This window comes from Bacillus sp. AY3-1 (assembly GCF_008368785.1).
In the GTDB taxonomy this organism is placed as follows: Bacteria; Bacillota; Bacilli; order Bacillales; family Bacillaceae_G; genus Bacillus_A; species Bacillus_A wiedmannii.
This window is the reverse complement of record NZ_QORZ01000021.1, coordinates 63,228-84,136: the sequence shown is the minus strand read 5'-3', so window position 1 is coordinate 84,136 and position 20,909 is coordinate 63,228. Positions and strand designations below refer to the sequence as shown.

At 34.9% G+C, this 20,909-nt stretch carries 14 protein-coding genes; 9 read left to right on the top strand and 5 right to left on the bottom strand.

The genetic code is table 11. The annotated features are described in order from the left end of the window. Positions 1 to 90 precede the first annotated feature (90 nt). The 3 genes from DN389_RS22405 to DN389_RS22395 are packed head-to-tail and all read left to right on the top strand — an operon-like array spanning position 91 to position 1,574. Positions 91 to 618: an RNA polymerase sigma factor gene (locus tag DN389_RS22405; RefSeq protein WP_064470135.1), complete on the top strand. Its 528-nt coding sequence runs from the start codon at positions 91 to 93 to the stop codon at positions 616 to 618. Then, positions 605 to 919, top strand: a complete 315-nt coding sequence (locus tag DN389_RS22400) for a hypothetical protein (RefSeq protein ID WP_000133818.1) — start codon at positions 605 to 607, stop codon at positions 917 to 919. The genes DN389_RS22405 and DN389_RS22400 overlap by 14 nt, the downstream gene beginning before the upstream one ends. Beyond that, positions 903 to 1,574: an ABA4-like family protein gene (locus DN389_RS22395; RefSeq protein ID WP_088123798.1), complete on the top strand. Its 672-nt coding sequence runs from the start codon at positions 903 to 905 to the stop codon at positions 1,572 to 1,574. The genes DN389_RS22400 and DN389_RS22395 overlap by 17 nt, the downstream gene beginning before the upstream one ends. A gap of 25 nt (positions 1,575 to 1,599) precedes the next feature. Here the strand turns inward: DN389_RS22395 and DN389_RS22390 are convergent, their stop codons facing one another. The 4 genes from DN389_RS22390 to map all read right to left on the bottom strand — a co-directional run bounded on the left by DN389_RS22390 (position 1,600) and on the right by map (position 15,551). Next, entirely contained in the window at positions 1,600 to 1,974 is a 375-nt protein-coding gene (locus tag DN389_RS22390; protein WP_000738236.1) for a hypothetical protein, read from the bottom strand. Between the two features lie 147 nt (positions 1,975 to 2,121). Continuing rightward, positions 2,122 to 3,522 carry a M28 family metallopeptidase gene (locus DN389_RS22385; RefSeq protein WP_149237633.1) on the bottom strand — a complete coding sequence of 467 codons (1,401 nt, stop codon included), beginning with the start codon at positions 3,520 to 3,522 and terminating at the stop codon, positions 2,122 to 2,124. Between the two features lie 490 nt (positions 3,523 to 4,012). Further along, on the bottom strand, positions 4,013 to 13,978 hold the full coding sequence (locus DN389_RS22380) for a SpaA isopeptide-forming pilin-related protein (protein ID WP_149237632.1): 9,966 nt from the start codon (positions 13,976 to 13,978) through the stop codon (positions 4,013 to 4,015). Between the two features lie 778 nt (positions 13,979 to 14,756). Beyond that, positions 14,757 to 15,551: a type I methionyl aminopeptidase gene (map, locus tag DN389_RS22375; protein ID WP_002096176.1), complete on the bottom strand. Its 795-nt coding sequence runs from the start codon at positions 15,549 to 15,551 to the stop codon at positions 14,757 to 14,759. Positions 15,552 to 15,708: 157 nt separating this feature from the next. Here map and DN389_RS22370 point away from each other — a divergent pair, with 157 nt between their 5' ends. The 4 genes from DN389_RS22370 to DN389_RS22355 are packed head-to-tail and all read left to right on the top strand — an operon-like array spanning position 15,709 to position 19,072. Continuing rightward, positions 15,709 to 16,611, top strand: coding sequence for an ABC transporter ATP-binding protein (locus tag DN389_RS22370; RefSeq protein WP_064470372.1), 903 nt, complete (start codon positions 15,709 to 15,711; stop codon positions 16,609 to 16,611). Continuing rightward, a complete protein-coding gene (locus tag DN389_RS22365) occupies positions 16,608 to 17,342 on the top strand; it encodes an ABC transporter permease (protein ID WP_064470371.1) in 735 nt (244 codons plus the stop codon). Before DN389_RS22370 ends, DN389_RS22365 begins: the two co-directional genes overlap by 4 nt. Continuing rightward, positions 17,343 to 18,473: a sensor histidine kinase gene (locus tag DN389_RS22360; protein WP_149237631.1), complete on the top strand. Its 1,131-nt coding sequence runs from the start codon at positions 17,343 to 17,345 to the stop codon at positions 18,471 to 18,473. Further along, positions 18,470 to 19,072, top strand: coding sequence for a response regulator transcription factor (locus tag DN389_RS22355; protein WP_000619265.1), 603 nt, complete (start codon positions 18,470 to 18,472; stop codon positions 19,070 to 19,072). Before DN389_RS22360 ends, DN389_RS22355 begins: the two co-directional genes overlap by 4 nt. A gap of 12 nt (positions 19,073 to 19,084) precedes the next feature. On the opposite strand, the gene DN389_RS22350 is transcribed toward DN389_RS22355, so the two are convergent. Next, positions 19,085 to 19,408, bottom strand: a complete 324-nt coding sequence (locus DN389_RS22350; RefSeq protein WP_088123793.1) for a bacillolysin — start codon at positions 19,406 to 19,408, stop codon at positions 19,085 to 19,087. A gap of 409 nt (positions 19,409 to 19,817) precedes the next feature. Between DN389_RS22350 and plcR the strand changes: the two genes are divergently transcribed. Further along, on the top strand, positions 19,818 to 20,675 hold the full coding sequence (gene plcR / locus DN389_RS22340) for a transcriptional regulator PlcR (protein ID WP_088123792.1): 858 nt from the start codon (positions 19,818 to 19,820) through the stop codon (positions 20,673 to 20,675). Between the two features lie 87 nt (positions 20,676 to 20,762). Beyond that, complete coding sequence (locus DN389_RS22335) at positions 20,763 to 20,909, top strand: quorum-sensing peptide PapR (protein WP_098189303.1); 147 nt, start codon at positions 20,763 to 20,765, stop codon at positions 20,907 to 20,909.

Here is a 20,909-nt window from a genome sequence, read left to right as displayed (position 1 = left end):
GCCTTTTTGTATGGAGATAATAAAAAAATAAAATTTTATCAAACAAAAGGAGAATTTGCGTCGTCTTATATAAATGACAGGAGGTTTAAGATGGAAGAAAAGGTAGAAGAATTAATTGATATATATAAGCAGCAAATATATTCCTTATGCTATAAATTAGCAAAAACGAAAGAAGATGCAGAAGACATTTTTCAAGAGACTTGGATAAAAGTTTTTTCCTCTAGGCACCAGCTCTCTTGCGTGGAAAATTATAAAAAATGGATTACTACAATTTGTGTTCGTACGTTTTATGACTTTTATCGTAAGAAGAAAAGGTGGAAAGATCGCGTATTGGATTTGTTTCATAAAGAGGATGGTGGAGAAATCGATTTCGCAGATGAAGTGAATATATCAGAAGAATTTATTCAAAAAGTGGAAGCGGAAATGATACGGGAAGTTATACAGCTATTGAATGAAAAATATAAAACCGTGCTCGTACTCTACTATTATGAACAATACTCTTATAAAGAAATGAGCGAAATATTAAATATACCGATTGGTACGGTGAAATACCGCCTTAATTATGCGAAGAAGCAAATGCGGGAACATTTGGAGGGGTTCGTTTATGACGGAAGATAAGTTTGATCAGAAGATAAGGAGCAGCTTAGCTGAAGACATGATTCCAAGCGAAGAGCTGATAAATAATACGAAACAGAGCGTACGAAATGCTCGAAAATTAGAGAAGAGATGGGTTATTTGTATTCATGCGATTTGGATTATTTTATTAACAATTGTTATGGAGCAGTTTGTCACTCATTTGAATCATAAAGTCCCTATGTTGATAGCAAGTGTGATTATGATGCATCTATACGTTCCTATATATGTTGTCATACAGTCATTTTTAAAGAAGGAGTATAAATTACATGATAGAGTTCGCTAATCCATTTGTAGTATTTGAGATAGCTGGGATTACAATGCTTTTAACTTTTATAGCACTTTTAGTATGTGTAGCATCATGGGTATATACAGATGCGAGAACGCGTGGAATAAGTAAGTGGTGGAGTGTTATAGCGATTGTATTGCCATTTTTTATTGGAGTTTTGTTATATATGATACGAAGAAGTAACAAGAAAATAGAAGGAGAACATACGATGAAGGCTATGAAAAAACAAAAGATAACATTAGTTGTCATATTTGCAAGTACGATGTTTGTATTACTGAGCGGCTTTGCTTTCGTTCAAACGTTAGATGATATGTGGAGAGCTGGTGATATATATTTAGAAAATGAGAAGAAAGGGGAGACCAGCTACGAGGCAAAATTCTCATCATGGGATATTGCTGGGAAAGATATTGAACTTGAGTATGCAAAAGATACAGAAGTAACATTTTCTTATGAGACAGATGCAAAACGTGGGAATTTATGCTTTAGCTTGTATGAAAGGCAAGGAGAAGGTATAAGAGAGTTAAAAGAGATCTGTGAATCGAAAAAAGGTACTTTCAAAGCTACATTAAAGGCAAATGAAAAGTATGTATTTAATATAAGTGGTGTAATGGTGAAAGATGGTTTTGTAAAAGTGAATTGGGAAATAAAATAAAGGGCCTTGAGAAAGGCCCTTTATTTTATTGGATTGTATACGTAACGGAAAAGCTAACAGGACTATAGTAAACGAAAGGTGCATGAAATTGAACATACATATTTCCATCTGTTTTTGCAGTGAAAATTCGGCCGTAACCATCAGAATAGCGCCCAATAAGGTTATGACTTGAGTCATAAACACTGTAACTAGGAGTTTTACTGTTAGGTTGAATTGTTAGTTCCTGTCCTTTTTGAAGGAAAATAGGTTCTTGTTCAGAACTACTTCCAGTTTGTAAAGAATAAAATTTTGTAAAACTTTGTTCTTGAGTGGCAGCAGCGACTTTTGTTTCAGGAATAAAAGCGGTAGCGCCAGTAATTCCTGCTAAAGTTAAAGCACTAGCTAAAATCATTTTTTTCATAGTAGAAAAAACCTCCTTATTAGTTGTAATCATTTTTGTTACACTTAATATTGTATAGGATAATGGGCAGGAGGAAATATGCTTTTATGCATATATATATTTTCTCAATAAAAGACCACCGATAAAAATCAGTGGTCTTTTAAATGATTAAGCAGCTTTCTGTTCAGTTTGAGCAACAGATTTTTGAAGTGTATTATAAACTCCTGTCCCGATAACTTCTAATGCCATTTTCATACGTTCAGGCGAAATGTTTTCTAACACATTATCTTGAGGTGTATGGTATACCTTCTCAATATGATAGATTAATGGATTCCAACTATCGACACCCATCCAAATAAATAGGGCGGCAGGAATACCAACTTCAGCAAATGGCACGTGATCACTGGAGCCGAATTTCCCTTGCAGTACGAGGTCATTATTTAATTGTTTACCTGCTTGTAAGGCTGCGTCTGTTACAAGGTTTGGAGAGCCGTTAGGCGTCATAGCATATAAATTCTTTGCTTTATCGTAATTTGTTGCAACCATGTCTGCGTTAAAGACACCTAAAATTCGATCGCGTTCTTTTTGGGATAGACTATTAACGTAATAATCGGAGCCAAGTAAGCCAGTCTCTTCAGAACCAAAAGCAATAAAACGAATTTCTTTATCAGTTTCTACATTTTGAAAAGCACGAGCTAGTTCTAATACTAATCCTGTACCAGAAGCATTATCATTTGCTCCAGGTGCTCCAATGACACTATCATAGTGCGAACTTACAACGACAGCTTTTTCATTACCTGTGCTGTTTTTTGGTTTCTTTTTAGCGATGACATTAAGTGATGTTAAGTTAGATTCATGTCTCGCTTTTAGAGAAAGAAGAGTGGTCCCTTTTTTAGCGATTTCCTCTTTAAATGCATTTCCTTGTGCATAAGCAAGACCAAAGACAGGGATAGACTGCTTTTTCGTTAGGCGGGGATTGAAGGTTTGTCCATAATTTCCGCGTCCGCCAATTAAACTGTATAAAAGGACACCTTTTGCTCCTTTGCTAACAGCATTTTCAACTTGTTTATTATAGTCTGCAACTGTTGTTCCTCTTTCAAATAGAACAATTTTTCCGTTTACTTCATTTGGGATATCCTCTAATTTTGTTCCATCTTGAACAAAGATAAGAGGAGCTGTAACAGCTTCTGTAGAAATTAGTGCGTTAGGGGCAGCGCCGGCTTGCCAATTACGTTTTGTGGATAATGGTGATTCAATAAATCCAACGTATTGATCCGGCACTTGAAATGGTTGATATTCTACTTCATAGCCCATTGATTTAAGCTGCATACCAACGTAGCGAGAAGCCCATTCTTCTGATTTTGTCCCACCAGGGCGAGGACCAATTGTTTCGGATAAGAAACGGATGTGTTCGATGGCGCGGCTTGCATCAACTTGTTTTGTGATAGGTGAAGTCTGTGTGATTTCTGACGTGGAATCAGCTTTGGCTTGTCCAATTGGAGCTAAGCTAACAGCGAGTGATACAGCAAGCAAAGAGCTTACTATTTTTTGTTTCAAAGATTTTTTCATTTTTTCCTCTCCTATTCTTCTATTCTCTCTGACTGACAAAAGAAGACGGATAACGACTTTATTTTACCGTCATCTTCATTATTTTTCAATATTCTGACATCGAGAAATAAAAAAATGCTATATGCATATTTGCATATTTTTGATGGAGATATGTATGCTATCATTTTAAATGAAGGTTCGCTTTCTGCTTGGAAAGCTCCTACATTGCATGAATCTAGTGTACCCAAACTTTAGATTATGTAGAGAAAAGAATCCTATAGGGTTTCTTTTCTCATGTTTGAATCATGTGATGATAAATATGTTTCCGCATTTCATACTTATTATCAGTGATATATGTAAGGCATCCATATGAAAATACGAGGCTGTTCAAAGGTTTTCCGTACTTTTGGGCAGCCTCACCCCGTTAAAAGGACGATACTCTATGTATCGTCCTTTTTTGGCATAAAAAAACACCTAATCAAATGTTCACTTGATTAGGTGTGAAAAACTATTAATAATATTTTTTTCGTTTTGTAGCTAAAATACTTAACAAACCAGCTAGTAGAAGTACGATGCCTACTGTTTGAGTAGGATCATTTTTGTGACCTGTATTTGGAAGTTCTTTACCCTTATTTCGGTCATCTTGCTGTTTGTTTATTTGTGTGTCAGGTTTTTCTTTTTCTAGTTCTTCAGAAGTTCCTTTACCATGTGTGTCAGGATTTCCTTTTTCTAGTTCTTCAGAAGTTTCTTTCCTTGTTTCCTCTTCTTTATTAGGAGGAGTAATTGGTTTATCATCTCCACCGGATGAAGAATCGATTTTTTTATTTGAAACTGTAACTTGTAGTGGTGCAGCTTGAGCTTTTTCAATTGTAAAGTTTATTGGTGATGCATCTAATTGATAGCCTTTAGGAGCCTTTGTTTCCACTAATTGATAATTACCAGGTTTCAAATCATTTACGATTAATTTACCATGCCCGTCTGTTTGTAAACCTTCTCGTACTACTTTTCCGTCGTGATCTAAAATATTGAAAAGGGCACCTGCAAGTGTTCCATGGTGATCAATATCAATTTTAGTTAACTCCATTGAACCTGTTGTTAAACTATTTAAAGCTGTAACAGAAGTAACTTGAGATTGTCCTTTCGTAATTGTGAAAGGAATTGGCTTAGCACTTAAATCGTATCCAATAGGAGCCTTCGTTTCAACGAACTGATAGTCTCCCGGACGTAAATCAGAAACAGAGATTTTGCCGTCTTTATCAGTAGTTAAATCAGTGCGAACATCAAAGCCGTTATGATCAACAATTTTAAAGATAGCCCCTTCAAGAGTAGAGTTGTCAACGTCGTCGACTTTAGTTAATTCAACAGCGCCCTTCGTTAAGCTATTTGTAGCAGTAACAGAAGCTTTAGCTGTTTGACTCTTTTCAACAGTAAACTTGATAGGATTTTGATTTAAGTCGTAATGGTTAGGAGCCTTTGTTTCAATAAATTGATAGTCTCCCGGACGTAAATCAGAAACAGAGATTTTGCCGTCTTTATCAGTAGTTAAATCAGAACGAACGTTGTGCCCGTTCATATCGACGATTTTAAATACTGCATCTTTAAGGACAGAACCATCAACGTCATCTACTTTAGAAAGTTCAACAGCGCCTTTCGTTAAGCTATTTGTAGCAGTAACAGAAGCTTTAGCTGTTTGACTCTTTTCAACAGTAAACTTGATAGGGTTTTGATTTAAGTCGTAATGGTTAGGAGCCTTTGTTTCAATAAATTGATAGTCTCCCGGACGTAAATCAGAAACAGAGATTTTGCCGTCTTTATCAGTAGTTAAATCAGAACGAACGTTGTGCCCGTTCATATCGACGATTTTAAATACTGCATCTTTAAGGACAGAACCGTCAACGTCATCCACTTTAGAAAGTTCAACAGCGCCTTTCGTTAAGCTATTCGTAGCAGTAACGGAAGCGATTTTTTCTTGTCCTTTTTTAACTGTGAACTTAATAGGTGTTTCGTTTAAGTCATAGTGATTAGGAGCTTTTGTTTCGATAAACTCATAGTCTCCTGGTGGTAATTCATCCACAACTAAACAGCCGTTTTTATCAGTAGTTAAATCAGTACGGACGTCGTGTCCATCCTTATTAACAATTTTAAATACCGCACCTTCAAGTGTTGTGTTTTCTTCAACATCGTCAACTTTAATTAACTCCACACTACCTTTCGTTAAGCTGTTCGTAGCTGTAACGAAGACATGTTTTGTTTGACTTCTTTCAATTGTGAACTTAATCGGCTCTTCATTTAAGTCATAATGTTTCGGAGCTTTCGTTTCAATAAATTGATAGTCTCCAGGTTGTAAGTCTTTAGCGATGATTTTTCCGTCTTTATTGGTAACTAAATTCGTACGAATGTCGTTACCGTTCATATCAGTAATTTTAAATACCGCACCTTCCAGCGTTTCTTTCGCATCTAGAGAGTCAACTTTCGTTAATTCCACGCCACCTTTAGTTAAGCCATTTTTAGCAGTAACGGAAACGTGAGCTGGTTGGCTTTTCTCGATAGTGAAAGGAATCGGTGTTTTATTTAAATCATAATCTTTAGGAGCTTTCGTTTCAACGAATTGATAATCTCCTGGTCGTAAATTAGAAGCAGAAACTTTCCCGTCTTTATCAGTAGTTAAATTCGTGCGAACAACTTTACCTTTCGCATCAATGATGTTAAATACTGCATCAGAAAGTTTTGTATCTGGATTTATATCATCCACTTTAATTAATTCAACAGCACCTTCAATTAAGCTGTTAGTAGCAGTGACTTGTAGCTTCTCTGCTTGGCTTTTCTTAATTGTAAATTTAAGCGGTGTACTATCTAATTTATAATGTTCAGGAGCTTTTATTTCAATAAACTGATAGTCCCCTGGACGTAAATCAGGAACAGAGATTTTTCCATCTTTAACAGTAGTTAAGTCAGTACGAACATCATTGTTTTTGTCATCAACAATTTTAAATACTGCACCTTCAAGAGCTGTACCGTCGATATCATCCACTTTAGAAAGCTCTACCGCACCTTTTGTTAAACTATTTTTAGCAGTAACAGAAATCGGTTCAGCTTGTCCTTTTTCAATAGTAAAAGGAATCGGTTCTTTATTTAAATCGTAGTGTTTCGGAGCTTTCGTCTCGATGAATTGATAATCACCCGGACGTAAGTTAGAAACGCTAATTTTACCTTGTGAATTTGTAGTAAGATTCTTGCGGATTACAGTCCCATTCATATCAACAATGTTGAATACTGCGCCTTCAAGAGTAGTACCATCGACGTCGTCCACTTTAGTAAGTTCAACGCCGCCTTTTGTTAAACTATTTTTCATAGTAACAGTAGCAATATCTTTCTGGCTTTTTTCAACTGTAACTACAATTGGCTTTTTGTCTAAATCATAATGTTTAGGAGCCGTTGTTTCGACAAATTGATACGTACCAGGACGTAAGTTTTCAACAATGATTTTTCCTTCACTGTTCGTTTTTAAATCCGTTTTAAGTACTTTCCCGTTTTGATCTAGTAAATTAAACACGGCATCGGCGAGTTTTGTTTGATCGTTTAAATCATCCACTTTAATTAATTCGATACTGCCTTGTTTTAAACTATTTTTAGCAGTTAAAGAAATAGTTTTCTTCTGTCCTTTTTCAATAGTGAAATTGATTGGTGTTTCATCTAAAACGTAATGCTTAGGAGCTTCTGTTTCGATGAATTGGTAATCACCAGGACGTAGGTCGTTAATTTCGATCTTCCCTTTACCATTTGTAACAAGGTCTTTATGAATTACAGTCCCATTCATATCAACAATGTTAAATACTGCACCTTCAAGGGTAGTGTCATCGATGTCATCTACTTTAGAAAGTTCCACTGCACCTTTTGTTAGAGCGTTTTTAGCTGTAACATGAAGAGTTTCAGTTTGGTTTTTCTTAATTGTAAATTCGATCGGTTTTTTATTTAAATCGTAATGTTCAGGAGCAGCTGTTTCAATAAACTTATACGTACCAGGACGTAGATTTTCAACAACAATTTTTCCTTCAGCATTTGTTTTTAAGCCTTCTTCAACTATCTCTCCGTCTGCATCTAATAAATTAAATACAGCATTAGCGAGCTTCGTATCAGTATCAATATCGTCAATTTTTGTTAATTCCACGCTACCTTTTTTCAACGTATTTTTACCTGTAACAGTAATTTTTTCCGTTTGACTTCTTTCAATTGTAAATGGAATCGGTGTTTCGTCTAACATATAATGTTCAGGAGCAGCTGTTTCAATAAACTGATAGTCTCCTGGACGTAAATTAGAAACAGAAATTTCACCATTGTCGTTTGTAACAAGGTTTGTGCGAACTTCGTTACCCTTCATATCAACAATTTTAAATACTGCATCTTTCAGCATTGTACGATCGATGTCATCAATTTTTGTTAAAATGACGCCGCCTTTCGTTAAGCTGTTAGTAGCAGTAACGGTAATGTTTTCTTGTTGGCTTTTTCCGATAGTGAACGGAATAGGATCTTTTCTTAAGTCATAGTCTTTTGGAGCTTTTACTTCAATAAATTGATAGTCACCTGGGCGTAAATCAGAAGCAGAAACTTTACCATGTTCATCAGTAGTTAACCCTTTACGAACGACCTTTTTCGTATCATGAGCATCAACAATTATAAATTCTGCACCTTCAAGTGTAATGCCATCAACGTCATCCACTTTTGTTAAAGTGACGCCACCTGTAAGTAAACTATTTTTTACAGTGACAGGGATAGGAAGATCTTCCGTGCTACCTTTTTTAATCGTGAACTTCATCGGTGTTTGATCTAATTTATAATGTTCAGGGGCTTCTGTTTCAATAAATTGATAATCCCCTGGTGCTAAATCAGGAATAACTAGTACTCCATAATCATCTGTTTTTAAATCTTTCATAATTTCTTTGCCAGTTGCGTCTTGTAATGTGAATACAGCGCCGGCAAGAGCTTTCGCGCTCTCCACGTCATCTTCTTTAATTAATTTGACCTTTCCTCTCGTCAAACTATTTTTGAAAGTAATAGGGATGAGCTTTTGTTGGCTCTTTTCAATCGTAAATTCGATTGGTTCTTCATTTACATCGTAATAAGTAGGAGCCTTCGTCTCGATTAGCTTATAATTACCCGGACGTAAGTCTTGTACTACTAATTTACCGTCTTTATCAGTAGTAAGTTCCGTACGAACATCCTCACCTTTGTCATTAACAATTTTAAATACTGCACCTTCAAGGGTTTCCTTAGCATTTACAGAATCAACTTTTGTTAATTCAATACCGCCTTTTATTAAGCTATTAGTAGCTGTAACGTTAATAGCAGTCGCTTGGCTCTCCTTAATTGTAAATTCAATCGGTGTTTTATTTAAGGTATAATGCTCAGGAGCTTTCATTTCGATAAATTTATAGTTACCTGGACGTAAACCAGTAGCAATAATTTTACCTTCCTGATTCGTAACTAATTCTGTACGGACATCTTCATTTTTGTTATTAACAATTTTGAATACGGCGCCTGTAAGTACAGTGCCATCAGTATCATCGAGTTTTGTTAGTTCAACATCGCCTGGTAGTAGACCATTTTCAGCTGTAATAACAATCGGTGTTTTTTGACCTTTCTCAATTGTAAATTCAATTGGTGTTGATCGCAGTTCATAATGTTCAGGAGCTTTCGTTTCAATAAATTTGTATTTGCCTGGACGTAAGTCAGAAGCTTTAACAGTTCCGTTTGTATCGGTAGTTAATTCTGTACGAACGTCTTCGTTCTTATCATTCACGATTTTGAACATAGCTCCAGCAAGAGGAGTCTTTTTATCAAATTCGTCGACTTTTAATAGCTCAACAGCACCTGTTGTTAAACTGTTTTTTGCAGTAATTGAGATAATGCTTGTTTGACTTTTCTCGATTGTAAACGGAATTGGTTCTTTATTTAAGTCATAGTATTTAGGTGGTGTTGTTTCAATAAATTGATAATCACCAGGATCTAAATCTTTAACGGTCAAAGTTCCATCTTTTTCTGTTTTTAAGTTTGTACGGACATCTTCATTTTTGTCGTTAACAATTTTGAATACGGCACCTTCAAGGGTAGTGTCATCAATATCATCCACTTTTGTTAACGTAACGCCACCTTTAATTAAAGAGTTTTTTGCTGTAATAGAAGCGGCTGTAGTTTGGCTTTTTTCTATTTCAAATAGAATAGGCGTTTTGTCTAATTCATAATGCTCAGGAGCTTTTGTTTCGACAAACTGGTATTTACCCGGACGTAAATCTTTTGCTTCTATTTGTCCATGTTCATTTGTTGTTAATTTCTCATATCCAGGAATATTTTTTCCGTTGCGATCCTGAACAGTAAACTCTGCCCCTGCTAAAGTTTTATTATAATTATCCACTTTTGTTAAAAGAGCAGATCCTTTAGTTAAACTATTTGTCGCAGTTTGGTTTACTACTGTTGTTTGATCTTCAGAGATAGTAAACGGAATAAGTTTGCTATCTAATTGATAATGCTCAGGAGCCTTCGCTTCTTGTAAGTAGTAAGTTCCTGGTTTTAGTTTATCTATAATAATTTGTCCGTTATTATTTGTTGTTAATTTTTCATGTTCTGGAATTATTTTTTTGTCTTTATCTAGTAGTGTGAAAACGGCGCCTTGTAGTGTTGCGTTTTTGTTCAGGTCATCAGATTTTGTTAAAACTACTTTCCCGACAAACTTCTTATTTGCAAGTTTATATGTTGTAGTCTCTTGTGTACCAAGTTCAACAATTTTCCCTTGTTTTAAATCCCAGCTAATTACATAGCCTTCAGGAGCATTTGTTTCTTTTAATAAATATTTATCGCGTTTTAAATTATTAAATTTAGCGATACCGTCTTTGTCTGTTGTAATTTTACGGATAACAGTTTTACCTGTACGATCGTATAAAGTAAATTCTGCCCCAGCTAATAGTACGTTCTTATTGTCGTTATCTACCTTTATAATTTCAAGGTTTCCACGACCTTTAGTAGCAGATCCTCCGCCTGAACCAGAAGACATTCTCACTTCAATCGTTTCAGTAGTTTCTGTGTTTTTAACTGTCAACTTATTGCCTGTGATTTTTGCTTTATTACTTACTTTTTCTTTATCGTCTGCATTAATAAGTGAGCGATATTCTAAAATATAAGCTCGATCAATTTTTTTCAAGAAGACAATTTCGAAATGTTGCTTTCCGGTATTATTGTCTGTTGTTATTTTGAGTTTATAGTCTGTTCCTTCTTTTAATTCGTTTACTGTATCTTTTGTTAAATTTCCATATGGATCAACAGTTGTAGGATATAAGTGGAATGAATCTTCCACAATTACCTGATTTTCGGTGGGGTCATCTGTTACAACCGCATCTGCAATGGTTGATTGGCTTTCGTTAATTGCGATACTCCAATTAATATAGTTGTCGTCTTGCACAGCTTTTTTAGTAACGAAGCTGCCACCTTTATTTACTTGAGTGTCACCTGTAAGGGTGTTTACAATTTTAGAGCCATCGTTTAAATCTGCCTCGTTTTTGTAGGTGCCTTGGATAAGTTCACCATCAAGGCTTGTTTTAAAGATAATATAGTAAGGTGAATTAATTGATTGTTTGAAATGAACCTTTAGGGTGTTTTTATTTTTCTCTGTAGGTTCTTCAAGTTCATATTTCTCAGTTGGTACAGCATTACCAGGTTGTGCATTATCAGGATTTCCATTTAAAATCATATCGCGCACTTCAATGGATCCAGGCACTAACTTTTGTTTATCTTGTATTACGTCTATAACATAAGGATCTTTAATCTCAACATTATTATAGTTAAAGCCTATTATCCAAGTAATTTCCTTCGTTTGGGCGTTATAAGAACCGTATTTATAACCATTTGCCTTTGTGAAAGTATCAGGATCGAAATTAGCTTCAACTTTATTTGATTGTGGATTAGAATCCGTATCTATCCAAGATAGGTTACCTGTGTTTTTAAATGAAGTTTTACCACTTTCTAGCTTTGTATAATCAAAGTCTGTCGTATATTTTACGACTAATGTCTTTTTCATATTAGACTGATACGTACCTATAAGAGTAATTTTGAATCCTTTATCTGTTGCATCTAAAACATAGTCAGTCCCAGCTTGAAGGGTATAATTTCCATCTTTAATTTCTAGTTTCTTATCTTTTAATTGTAATCCACCATGATCAAAGGTGTCCGTAATGATCGCGTTGTTTAATGGATAGTTGTTATTATTTACTATAATTGTCCAAGTTGTTGTTTTGTCTTTATAATTTGTTTCAGCTTTATTATTAGATTTAATAATATTTTGCTGCTTGAAGCTAGCTTCATTTTCTTTACTTGAATCATTATCAGCTGTAACTTTATTTTTTACTTTTCCATCTTCTATAACTTTATTAGTTGGCTTGGTTTTATAGGTAATCACATAAGCACTATTAATATCATCATTAAACTGTAAATCGAATCCATTCTTCTTGTTACTTACAGTGTAATTATTAACAGCGTCTCCTGTTACAAGCGTTCCTTTTTCATTATATGAAGCGTTTTTCACAACAATAGAATTTGCATCTAGTTCGTGTGTATCGTCAAAAATATCTTTTAAAATCGCATCAGCTTTTTTGATCTCTCTTTGATCACCATTGTAAGTAATTGTCCACTCAATTGTTTGCGTCTTTGGATCATATTTACTTGTTTTATTTAAGTGTGTACCACGAGAAACCGTTACAGTAGAGCTTGCGTTTTGTTGCTTTTGATTATCACTCGTTATCGTAACGTTATTTCGGAAACTTTTAATATTTTCATCAGTAATTTTTGTGGCATATTCGATTTGATATGCTTTATTGATAGAATCTTTGAAAGCAATCTCCAATTTTGAGCCATCTGATGAAATAATATTGTAATCTGTTGGCTCAGCTTCTGCACCACGCGTTACATTCCCATTAACATCAACTTCTAAATAATAAACTTTAATAGAATCTTTATTTAAGCTTGTACCTTGTGGAATGTTATCTTTAAAAACAGCGTTTTTAAGGGTGTCTTTCGTTTTGTTCATTTCTACTTTCCAATTAATTTCATTTGTATTAATTGGTCTATCAGGTACCCCTTTTTTATTCGTAGCTGTTTGTACATTAGGCTTAAAGTCAACTGTAATAGAAACATCCTTATCTTTAATCGGGAAAGGAATTTCTTGTGTTGTTGTACCTTTAATTTCAGCTTTATTAAATTCTGTCTTTAATTGTAGGTTACCAGCAACATCTGGATGCTCTTCAACATAATCGTTGAATGTCATCGTGACTTTTCCATCTTTTGTAACAGTAAAATTACCAATTTGATTGTTTTCACTATCATATAAAGGACTGTTAATTGTATTGTAAATCTTAAAATGTTTAGGAAGATCAAAAATATAGTAATCTCCACTTTTCACATTCATTGATTTTAAAAGTTCCCATGTAAACTCAATATTGGCAGGGGAATCTGTACTTGGACGGTTATCCTCTGTAAATGGTTTTCCGTCTTTATCCGTGAGCTTTACACCGGTTAAAATGTTTGTTGTTATTTGCTTTGGACCTGAATTTGTATTCTCAGCAGGGTCGCTTGCTAGCTTTCGTTCTGGATTGTCAGTAGCAATTTTAGCTGCTGGGTTTTGTTCCGGATTGTCAGTAGCAATTTTAGCTGCTGGGTTTTGTTCCGGATTATCGGTAACAGGTTTAGTTGCTGGGTTTTGTTCTGGATTATCAGTAACAGGTTTAGTTGCTGGGTTTTGTTCCGGATTATCAGTAACAGGTTTAGTTGCTGGGTTTTGTTCCGGATTATCAGTAACAGGTTTAGTTGCTGGATCTTGCTCCGGATTGTCAGTAACAGGTTTAGCTACTGGATCTTGCACTGGTTTATTAGTATCCTGTTTGGTGCCAGCTTCTTTAGAGTCTTCTACCTGAACAGGAACTGATATAGGCTGAACCATTGTTCCTAAAGGAAAAGCGATTTGAACTGATTTTTCCCCAGTTTTTAAAGTTGAGTTAAACACGGTATCAACTTTAATTTTTCCTTTAGCGTCTTTCAAATTTTCTACTTGATCATTAAATATTAATTTTAATTTATTATCTTTAGCTGTTATAAAATATTGACCAATATTTTTTTGATCTGTTACTAAATCCCCTTGCAAATCTTTAGGTACTTTTAATGCAAGTGGTATTTGAACTACTGCTGTATCATTTGCGTGTGCAACTTGTTGATCCTTTATTGACCAAGCGTATTCTACTTGAATGGTTGATCCTATCTTTACTAAGTTGTTAGGATTTTTTGCTTCGTCAATAATATGATTCGTTGCATCTTTCATTTCAACAGTGTCAAATAAGGAATCTCCTGTTAAGGTTTCCGCTCTTACTTGATTGTATGGAAAACTAGCAAGTTGCGAAAATAGTACGAATACAATTAAACATACATTGAAAAGTTTTTTCATTTTTCCTCCTCTGAACATTCATTTGTCCATTGGGGACTTATTCCACATGAACAAATGGAATATTAAAAGTATTTGTTATAAGCTATTTATTTTTGGTTATCCCTCCGTTTCTATACGCGTTCTCAGACAAACAGGATTATGTTCAAAGTAATATTATTTAACGTAAAACAAAATGTATATTTACACAGTTCTGTGGAAATATACACAATTCGACAAAAAATGTCGAAAAAAATACTGATATAAAGAATGATATCAGACCTTTATATGTGAGATAGTTTTCATGTATATCTAGTGAAAAAGAATGGTTATAAAGGTAAGTTTTACGATACATACTAACCAAGGTAGTGTATCCCTTTGTGAAGGCTTATTTTTGCCTTAAAGTTATGTGGAAATAAAAATCTAGATAGGGTTGGTTTTGGTCAGAATGAAGACAATATGTACTTTGAAATTAGTCATTTATTTTGTCTAAAGAGAGTTGTGCGATTAGTGGACCGAAGTTGAAAGATGATAGTTTCTTACATTGTTAGAAAAATATAAGGATTACAGAATATTCGACTAACACGTTACTACGGTCATTTTTGAGACTGTTTAAACAATAAGAAAGAAGGTGTTTTCCTCCTTAGTTACAATATCTTTTTAGTAAAGATAAGCTTAAGTAACCTCCGCTAAAGATTATATACTTAAATGATAAAGAGTTCAACAATAGTTCACATATTTTCCCAAAAATAAAAACGGCTGTTTTATGTGGAATAAATCTACAAAACAGCCGTTTTTGGTATTAGATTTCTGTTAAAATTATTGGTTCGCCGCGTGTTACGACAACAGTATGTTCACATTGTGCAACAAGGCTTTTATCAGGTGTAACGAATGTCCAACCATCATCGCCACGTTCGATAATGTGATCAGCTTTCATAGAAATGAATGGTTCTACAGCGATAACAAGACCGTCTTTTAGAAGCGCATTATCCATTGGGTCAAAGTAGCTTAAAATGTGGTTTGGTGCTTCGTGTAAGCTAAGACCAATACCGTGACCAGTTAAGTTTTGAATTACATTATATCCATTTTTATGTGCAAAGTTTGAAACAGCACGACCAATTTGGTTTTGTTTGGAACCGGCTTTCACCTTTTTCATTGCTGCCCAAAATGCATCAACCGCTGCTTGGCAAAGCTTTTCTTTTGCTTCATCTTCTCCAAGTACGAATGAAATACCTGTATCTGCATAATAGCCATCAAGTGCAGCAGATACGTCGACATTTACTAAGTCGCCTTCTTTTAATACGCGATCTCCTGGAATACCGTGAGCAACTTCTTCGTTTACACTGATACAAGTTACACCTGGGAAATCATATTCTTTTTCAGGTGCAGAAATAGCACCATGCTCATCTAATACTTTTTTACCGATCAAATCAAGCTCTTTCGTTGTCATACCTGGCTTCGCTTCTTTTTTCATTTCTTCACGTGCAAGTGCAACGATGCGGCCGATTTTTCGTAAGCCTTCTAAATCTTGTTCATTACGAATAATCATGAAAACCACTGTCCTTCCTCGAATGTATATCTTACCCGATTGTATCATGTTTATTTTCGTCCTGCTACTCGCTTGCGGTATGTGGGCTGATTCCTCTCATAAGGAATACATGACAATTGTCATATCGATGTCATGACGCATCATACTGTTTCCTAAGTTTTCCAACACGTACAATGTAAATATAAGAAACAGCGGGGGTGGAGAGATGGAAAAGATTATAGAAGTAAATGGTGTTTCTAAAACATTTAAATATAAAAAGGCAGTAAATAACGTTTCATTTCATGTGAATAAAGGAGAAATAGTAGCACTACTTGGACCGAATGGTGCAGGGAAAACGACGACGATGTCGATGATGCTTGGATTAAAGGATCCGACGGAAGGAACTGTTTCTATATTTGGAAAGAGTCCCAAGCATAGAGATGTTCGTAATAGCCTCGGTGCGATGCTACAAGAAGTAAGTGTCATTGATAGCATTACAGTAGAAGAGGCAATTGAGTTATTCCGTAGTTATTATACGAATCCGGTAGCGAAAGAAACGTTGCTACAGTTATCAAATTTAGAATCGGAGCGAAAGCAAAGATGTGAGAAATTATCAGGTGGGCAAAAAAGAAGATTAAACTTTGCACTCGCACTTGCAGGAAATCCTGATTTGTTATTTTTAGATGAGCCGACAGTTGGAATGGATATTACGTCTCGAAGAACGTTTTGGGAAACAATTCGAAAGTTAGCAAGTGAAGGGAAAACAATTATTTTAACAACGCACTATTTAGAAGAAGCGGATGCATTGGCGAATCGTATTTTATTATTTGCGAATGGAAAGATTATCGCAGATGGTACACCAGATGAGATGAAGGCGACGATTTCGCGAAAAACAATCAAGTTTTATTCGAAGGAAAGTATTCCTGCAAAATTACTAAAAGAATTACCAAACGTAACCGAAGTACAGTCAAACGAAGGGCACTTCACTTTAACAACTGAAGATACAGATGAAACTTTAAAAGCAATTTATCAAAAGAACTTACCTGTAACAGATGTTTCAGTTGAACGTGGAAGTCTTGATGAAGCATTTGAACAGTTTATCGCAAATCAGGAGGAGGGAATCGCATGAGAGCTTTATGGATGCAATGCAAAATAGAAATTTTACGTACGTTTCGTAATAAATTGTTTATCTTTTTCTCATTACTAATGCCAGTTATGTTTTACTACATTTTCACAAATGTTATTCAAGTGCCACAAAACGGAGATGCTTGGAAAGCGCATTATTTAATCTCAATGGCGACTTTTAGTATTGTAGGGACGGCACTTTTTAGTTTCGGTGTAAGGATTTCTCAGGAAAAGGGGCAAGGGTGGACACATTTGTTAAAAATTACACCACTTCCAGAGGGGGCATATATAACAGCCAAAATCATCGCTCAAACTGTAGTGAATGCTTTTTCAATCTTAGTTATCTTTATCGCAGGAATATTAATTAATCATGTCGAGTTAACAGTAGGGCAATGGATTGGCGCTGGATTATGGTTGTTGTTAGGTGTAACACCATTTTTAGCGTTAGGAACAGTAATAGGTTCTATTAAAAAGGCAGATGCAGCAGCGGGTTTAGCGAATATTTTAAATATGAGTCTAGCTGTAATTGGTGGCCTATGGATGCCGATTGAAGTATTCCCAAAAATATTAAGAACGATTGGTGAATGGACACCAACATATCACTTCGGAAGCGGTGCATGGGATATTGTAGCTGGAAAATCAGTTGGTTGGGAAAATATCGCGGTACTAGGAGGTTATTTCCTTATATTTGTTGTAATATCAATATATATAAGAAAAAGACAGGAAGCGGTATAAATGATAGAGAAGAAGAGGATTGAGATTTTTCCGAAACAGATGGGTTTCTTCCCGTATATGTGGCTTGTGTATCTGTTATTTCCAATTTACCATCTAGCACAAGCATCGGGATGGAAGCTTGTAATGGGGAGTGGTATGTTGATACTTTTTGTTATCACATACCGTCAACTTTATTTTGTTAATAAGACTTTCGTTTTATGGGCATGTATGCAAATGATACTCACACTGCTATTTGCTTTTTATTATAATGCCTTCATGATATTCTTTGGTTTTTTCACAGCAAGTGCGATAGGGTTTGCGCCAAATAAGAAAGAGTTTCGAGTGTTGTTAAGTTTGTTAGCTGTAATGCTTGGAATTTTTATATTTGTAAATATGAATCAAATATCAACTACAAGTTTAGTGAATATTGTTCCGATGTTTATTTTAATGCTTATTACGCCATTTGGTATGCGCAACTTTAATCAAAAAAAGATGTTAAGAAATCAATTAAAAGAAGCGAATGAACAAATTAAAGACTTAGTAAAACGTGAAGAGCGGCAGCGGATTGCAAGAGATCTTCATGATACGTTAGGGCACACGTTATCACTCATTACTTTAAAAAGCCAGCTCGTGGAGAAGTTAATTGTAAAAAATCCGGAGCGTGCAAGCGCGGAAGCAAAGGAAATTACACAAACATCTCGTACCGCTTTAAAGCAGCTAAGGGAACTAATTTCTGATATGCGTATGATTACAGTAGAAGAAGAGCTTGAGCAAATAAAAGCAATCTTACAAGCTGCTACTATTGAATTAGAAATAAAACAAGAAACGAGTGCAAGTTCGTTATCACCAATTGAACAAAATATTTTAGGAATGTGTTTACGTGAGGCTGTGACGAATGTTGTAAAGCATAGTAAGGCGACGCGTTGCACAGTTTCTGTACTAGAATCACAAGGTGAATTAATTTTGACAGTAGAAGATAATGGAGTTGGTTTAGCAGATCAAAACCATGATGGAAATGGCATTCGTGGTATGAAAGAGCGCATCGCTCTTATTGACGGGTTTGTTGAACTGGGTACGATCAATCCAGGGACACTATTAATAGTAAAAGTACCAGTTGTCATTAGAACAGGAAAAGATGAGGTGAGGGCATGATTCGAATTATTATTGCAGAAGATCAGCGGATGCTTCGTGGTGCATTGGGGGCCCTACTTGATCTAGAAGATGATATTGAAGTAATTGGGCAAGCTGCGAACGGGGAAGAAGCGCTAAAACTAATTGAATCGCTACAACCTGATGTAAGCATTATGGATATTGAAATGCCAATTCAAAGCGGATTAGATGTTGCGGAAACGTTACAGAAAGAAAAATCAGCATGCAAAGTAATGATTTTAACAACATTTGCGCGCCCTGGATATTTTGAACGAGCAATGAAAGCTGGCGTGCACGGATATTTATTAAAAGATAGCCCAAGTGAAGATTTAGCTGCAGCGATTCGTAATGTAATGAAAGGAAAGCGAGAGATTTCTCAAGATTTGATGTTCGGCTTATGGCAGGAGCAAAATCCGTTATCAGATCGTGAAAAAGAAGTATTGTTACTTGCGAAAGAAGGAAAGACGGCAAATGAAATTGCGAAGGCACTTTATCTTTCGCCTGGTACAGTACGTAATTATATTTCTGAAGTATTAACGAAGCTAGATGCGAAAAATAGAATTGAGGCAATTACAATTGCGGAAGAAAAGGGATGGATATGAAAAGAAGTTTACCTATGAGTGGTAAACTTCTTTTTTCTTATAAACAAGTATTTCAATAGAGAGTTTCGTCGCAGTCGCATCGCTCAGAATTTGAAGTATATCGCGTAATTTAGATTTTACTTCATTTTTCGACAAAAAATTTGTTATAGTAAGATTAGGTTGTTGGTCTAAATTTTGGGCAATTTTACCACTAACAGTTGTAATTACTCCATTTTTATCTACTTTTACAATAAAATCTTGGCAATATACTTTGTAATTTTTGTAAGTTTGTGCAAGGTGAACTTCGGTTTGATTTTCTTTTGTTTCTTTATTTGTAGGTTGGGAATCTACATTCATTTCAGTTGTCACTCACTCTTGTTGAGCTTTAGCCTCGTTTATCTCACCCTTTAAATACTTTTTCGCCATATATTTTTATATCATTTTGAGGTTGTGTTAATTTTTAAATCGTTAAACTAGGCTGAGCGATTTCAACTTTTACTTCATTTCTATCTAGTTCTTGGGTGTGAATAGCTTCTGCTGATAAAGGATAAAGAAGACCGAATGCAACGAAAGCACGGGCAAATTTTCTATAATTTATCTATAAAATTACTAGTCTATTATATTATGTGAGATGGATTGTATGAAAAATTTGCCGAATTTTATATATATTATGCATTATTTCATATCAAAAATTGTCGAATTCACATTATTGTAGTGGTATGACAACTTAAAAAATTAGATTGTTATAATGGGATGGTGAGTAAGTATGCACGCAGAAAAACTAGGAAGTGAAATTAAGAAAATTAGGGTGATGAGAGGATTAACACAAAAGCAGTTATCCGATAACATATGTCATCAATCGGAAGTGAGTCGAATTGAATCGGGCGCGGTATACCCAAGTATGGATATATTGCAAGGCATTGCAGCGAAGTTACAAGTTCCCATTATTCATTTTTATGAGGTACTTATTTATTCTGATATTGAAAGAAAAAAACAGTTTAAAGATCAAGTCATTATGCTGTGTAAGCAAAAAAAATATAAAGAGATTTATAATAGAGTATGGAATGAGCTAAAAAAGGAAGAATATCATCCTGAATTCCAGCAGTTTCTTCAATGGCAATATCATGTAGCAGCTTACATATTGAAGAAAATCGATTACGAATATTGTATTTTAGAATTAAAAAAATTGTTAAACCAACAATTAGCTGGAATAGACGTATACCAAAATCTCTATATAGAGAATGCAATTGCAAATATTTATGCTGAAAATAATTATTTTAAGAAAAGTATTGAGTTATTTGAAGATATATTAAAACAATTAGAGACATTGCATGATAATGAAGAATTCGACGTGAAGGTAAGATATAATCATGCAAAAGCATTATACTTAGACGAGCAATATGAAGGGTCACTTTATCAAGTAAATAAAGCAATTGAAATATCATGCCGAATTAATAGTATGGCATTAATTGGACAGCTATATTATCAAAGAGGCGAATGCCTAGGAAAATTGGGGTATGATGAGGCAGAGATTGAAGATGCATATAAAAAGGCAAGTTTCTTTTTTGATATATTAGAAATGCATGCATATAAAGAAGCGCTCGCAGATAAAATCAGTAGATAGATAACCCAAAAAATGGATATGCATAATTGCATAGGATATGGATAAAATTTCATGATATATTAAAATAAAAAATGTGGGTGATGGAATATGAAGAAACTACTTGTTGGTAGCCTATTAACGTTAGCAATGGCATGGGGTATTTCATTAGGTGATACAGCATTAGAGAAAAGCCAAGTAATTTCTCATAATGATCAAGAGGTACAATTAGCTGGAGATCTACCTTTTGAATATTAA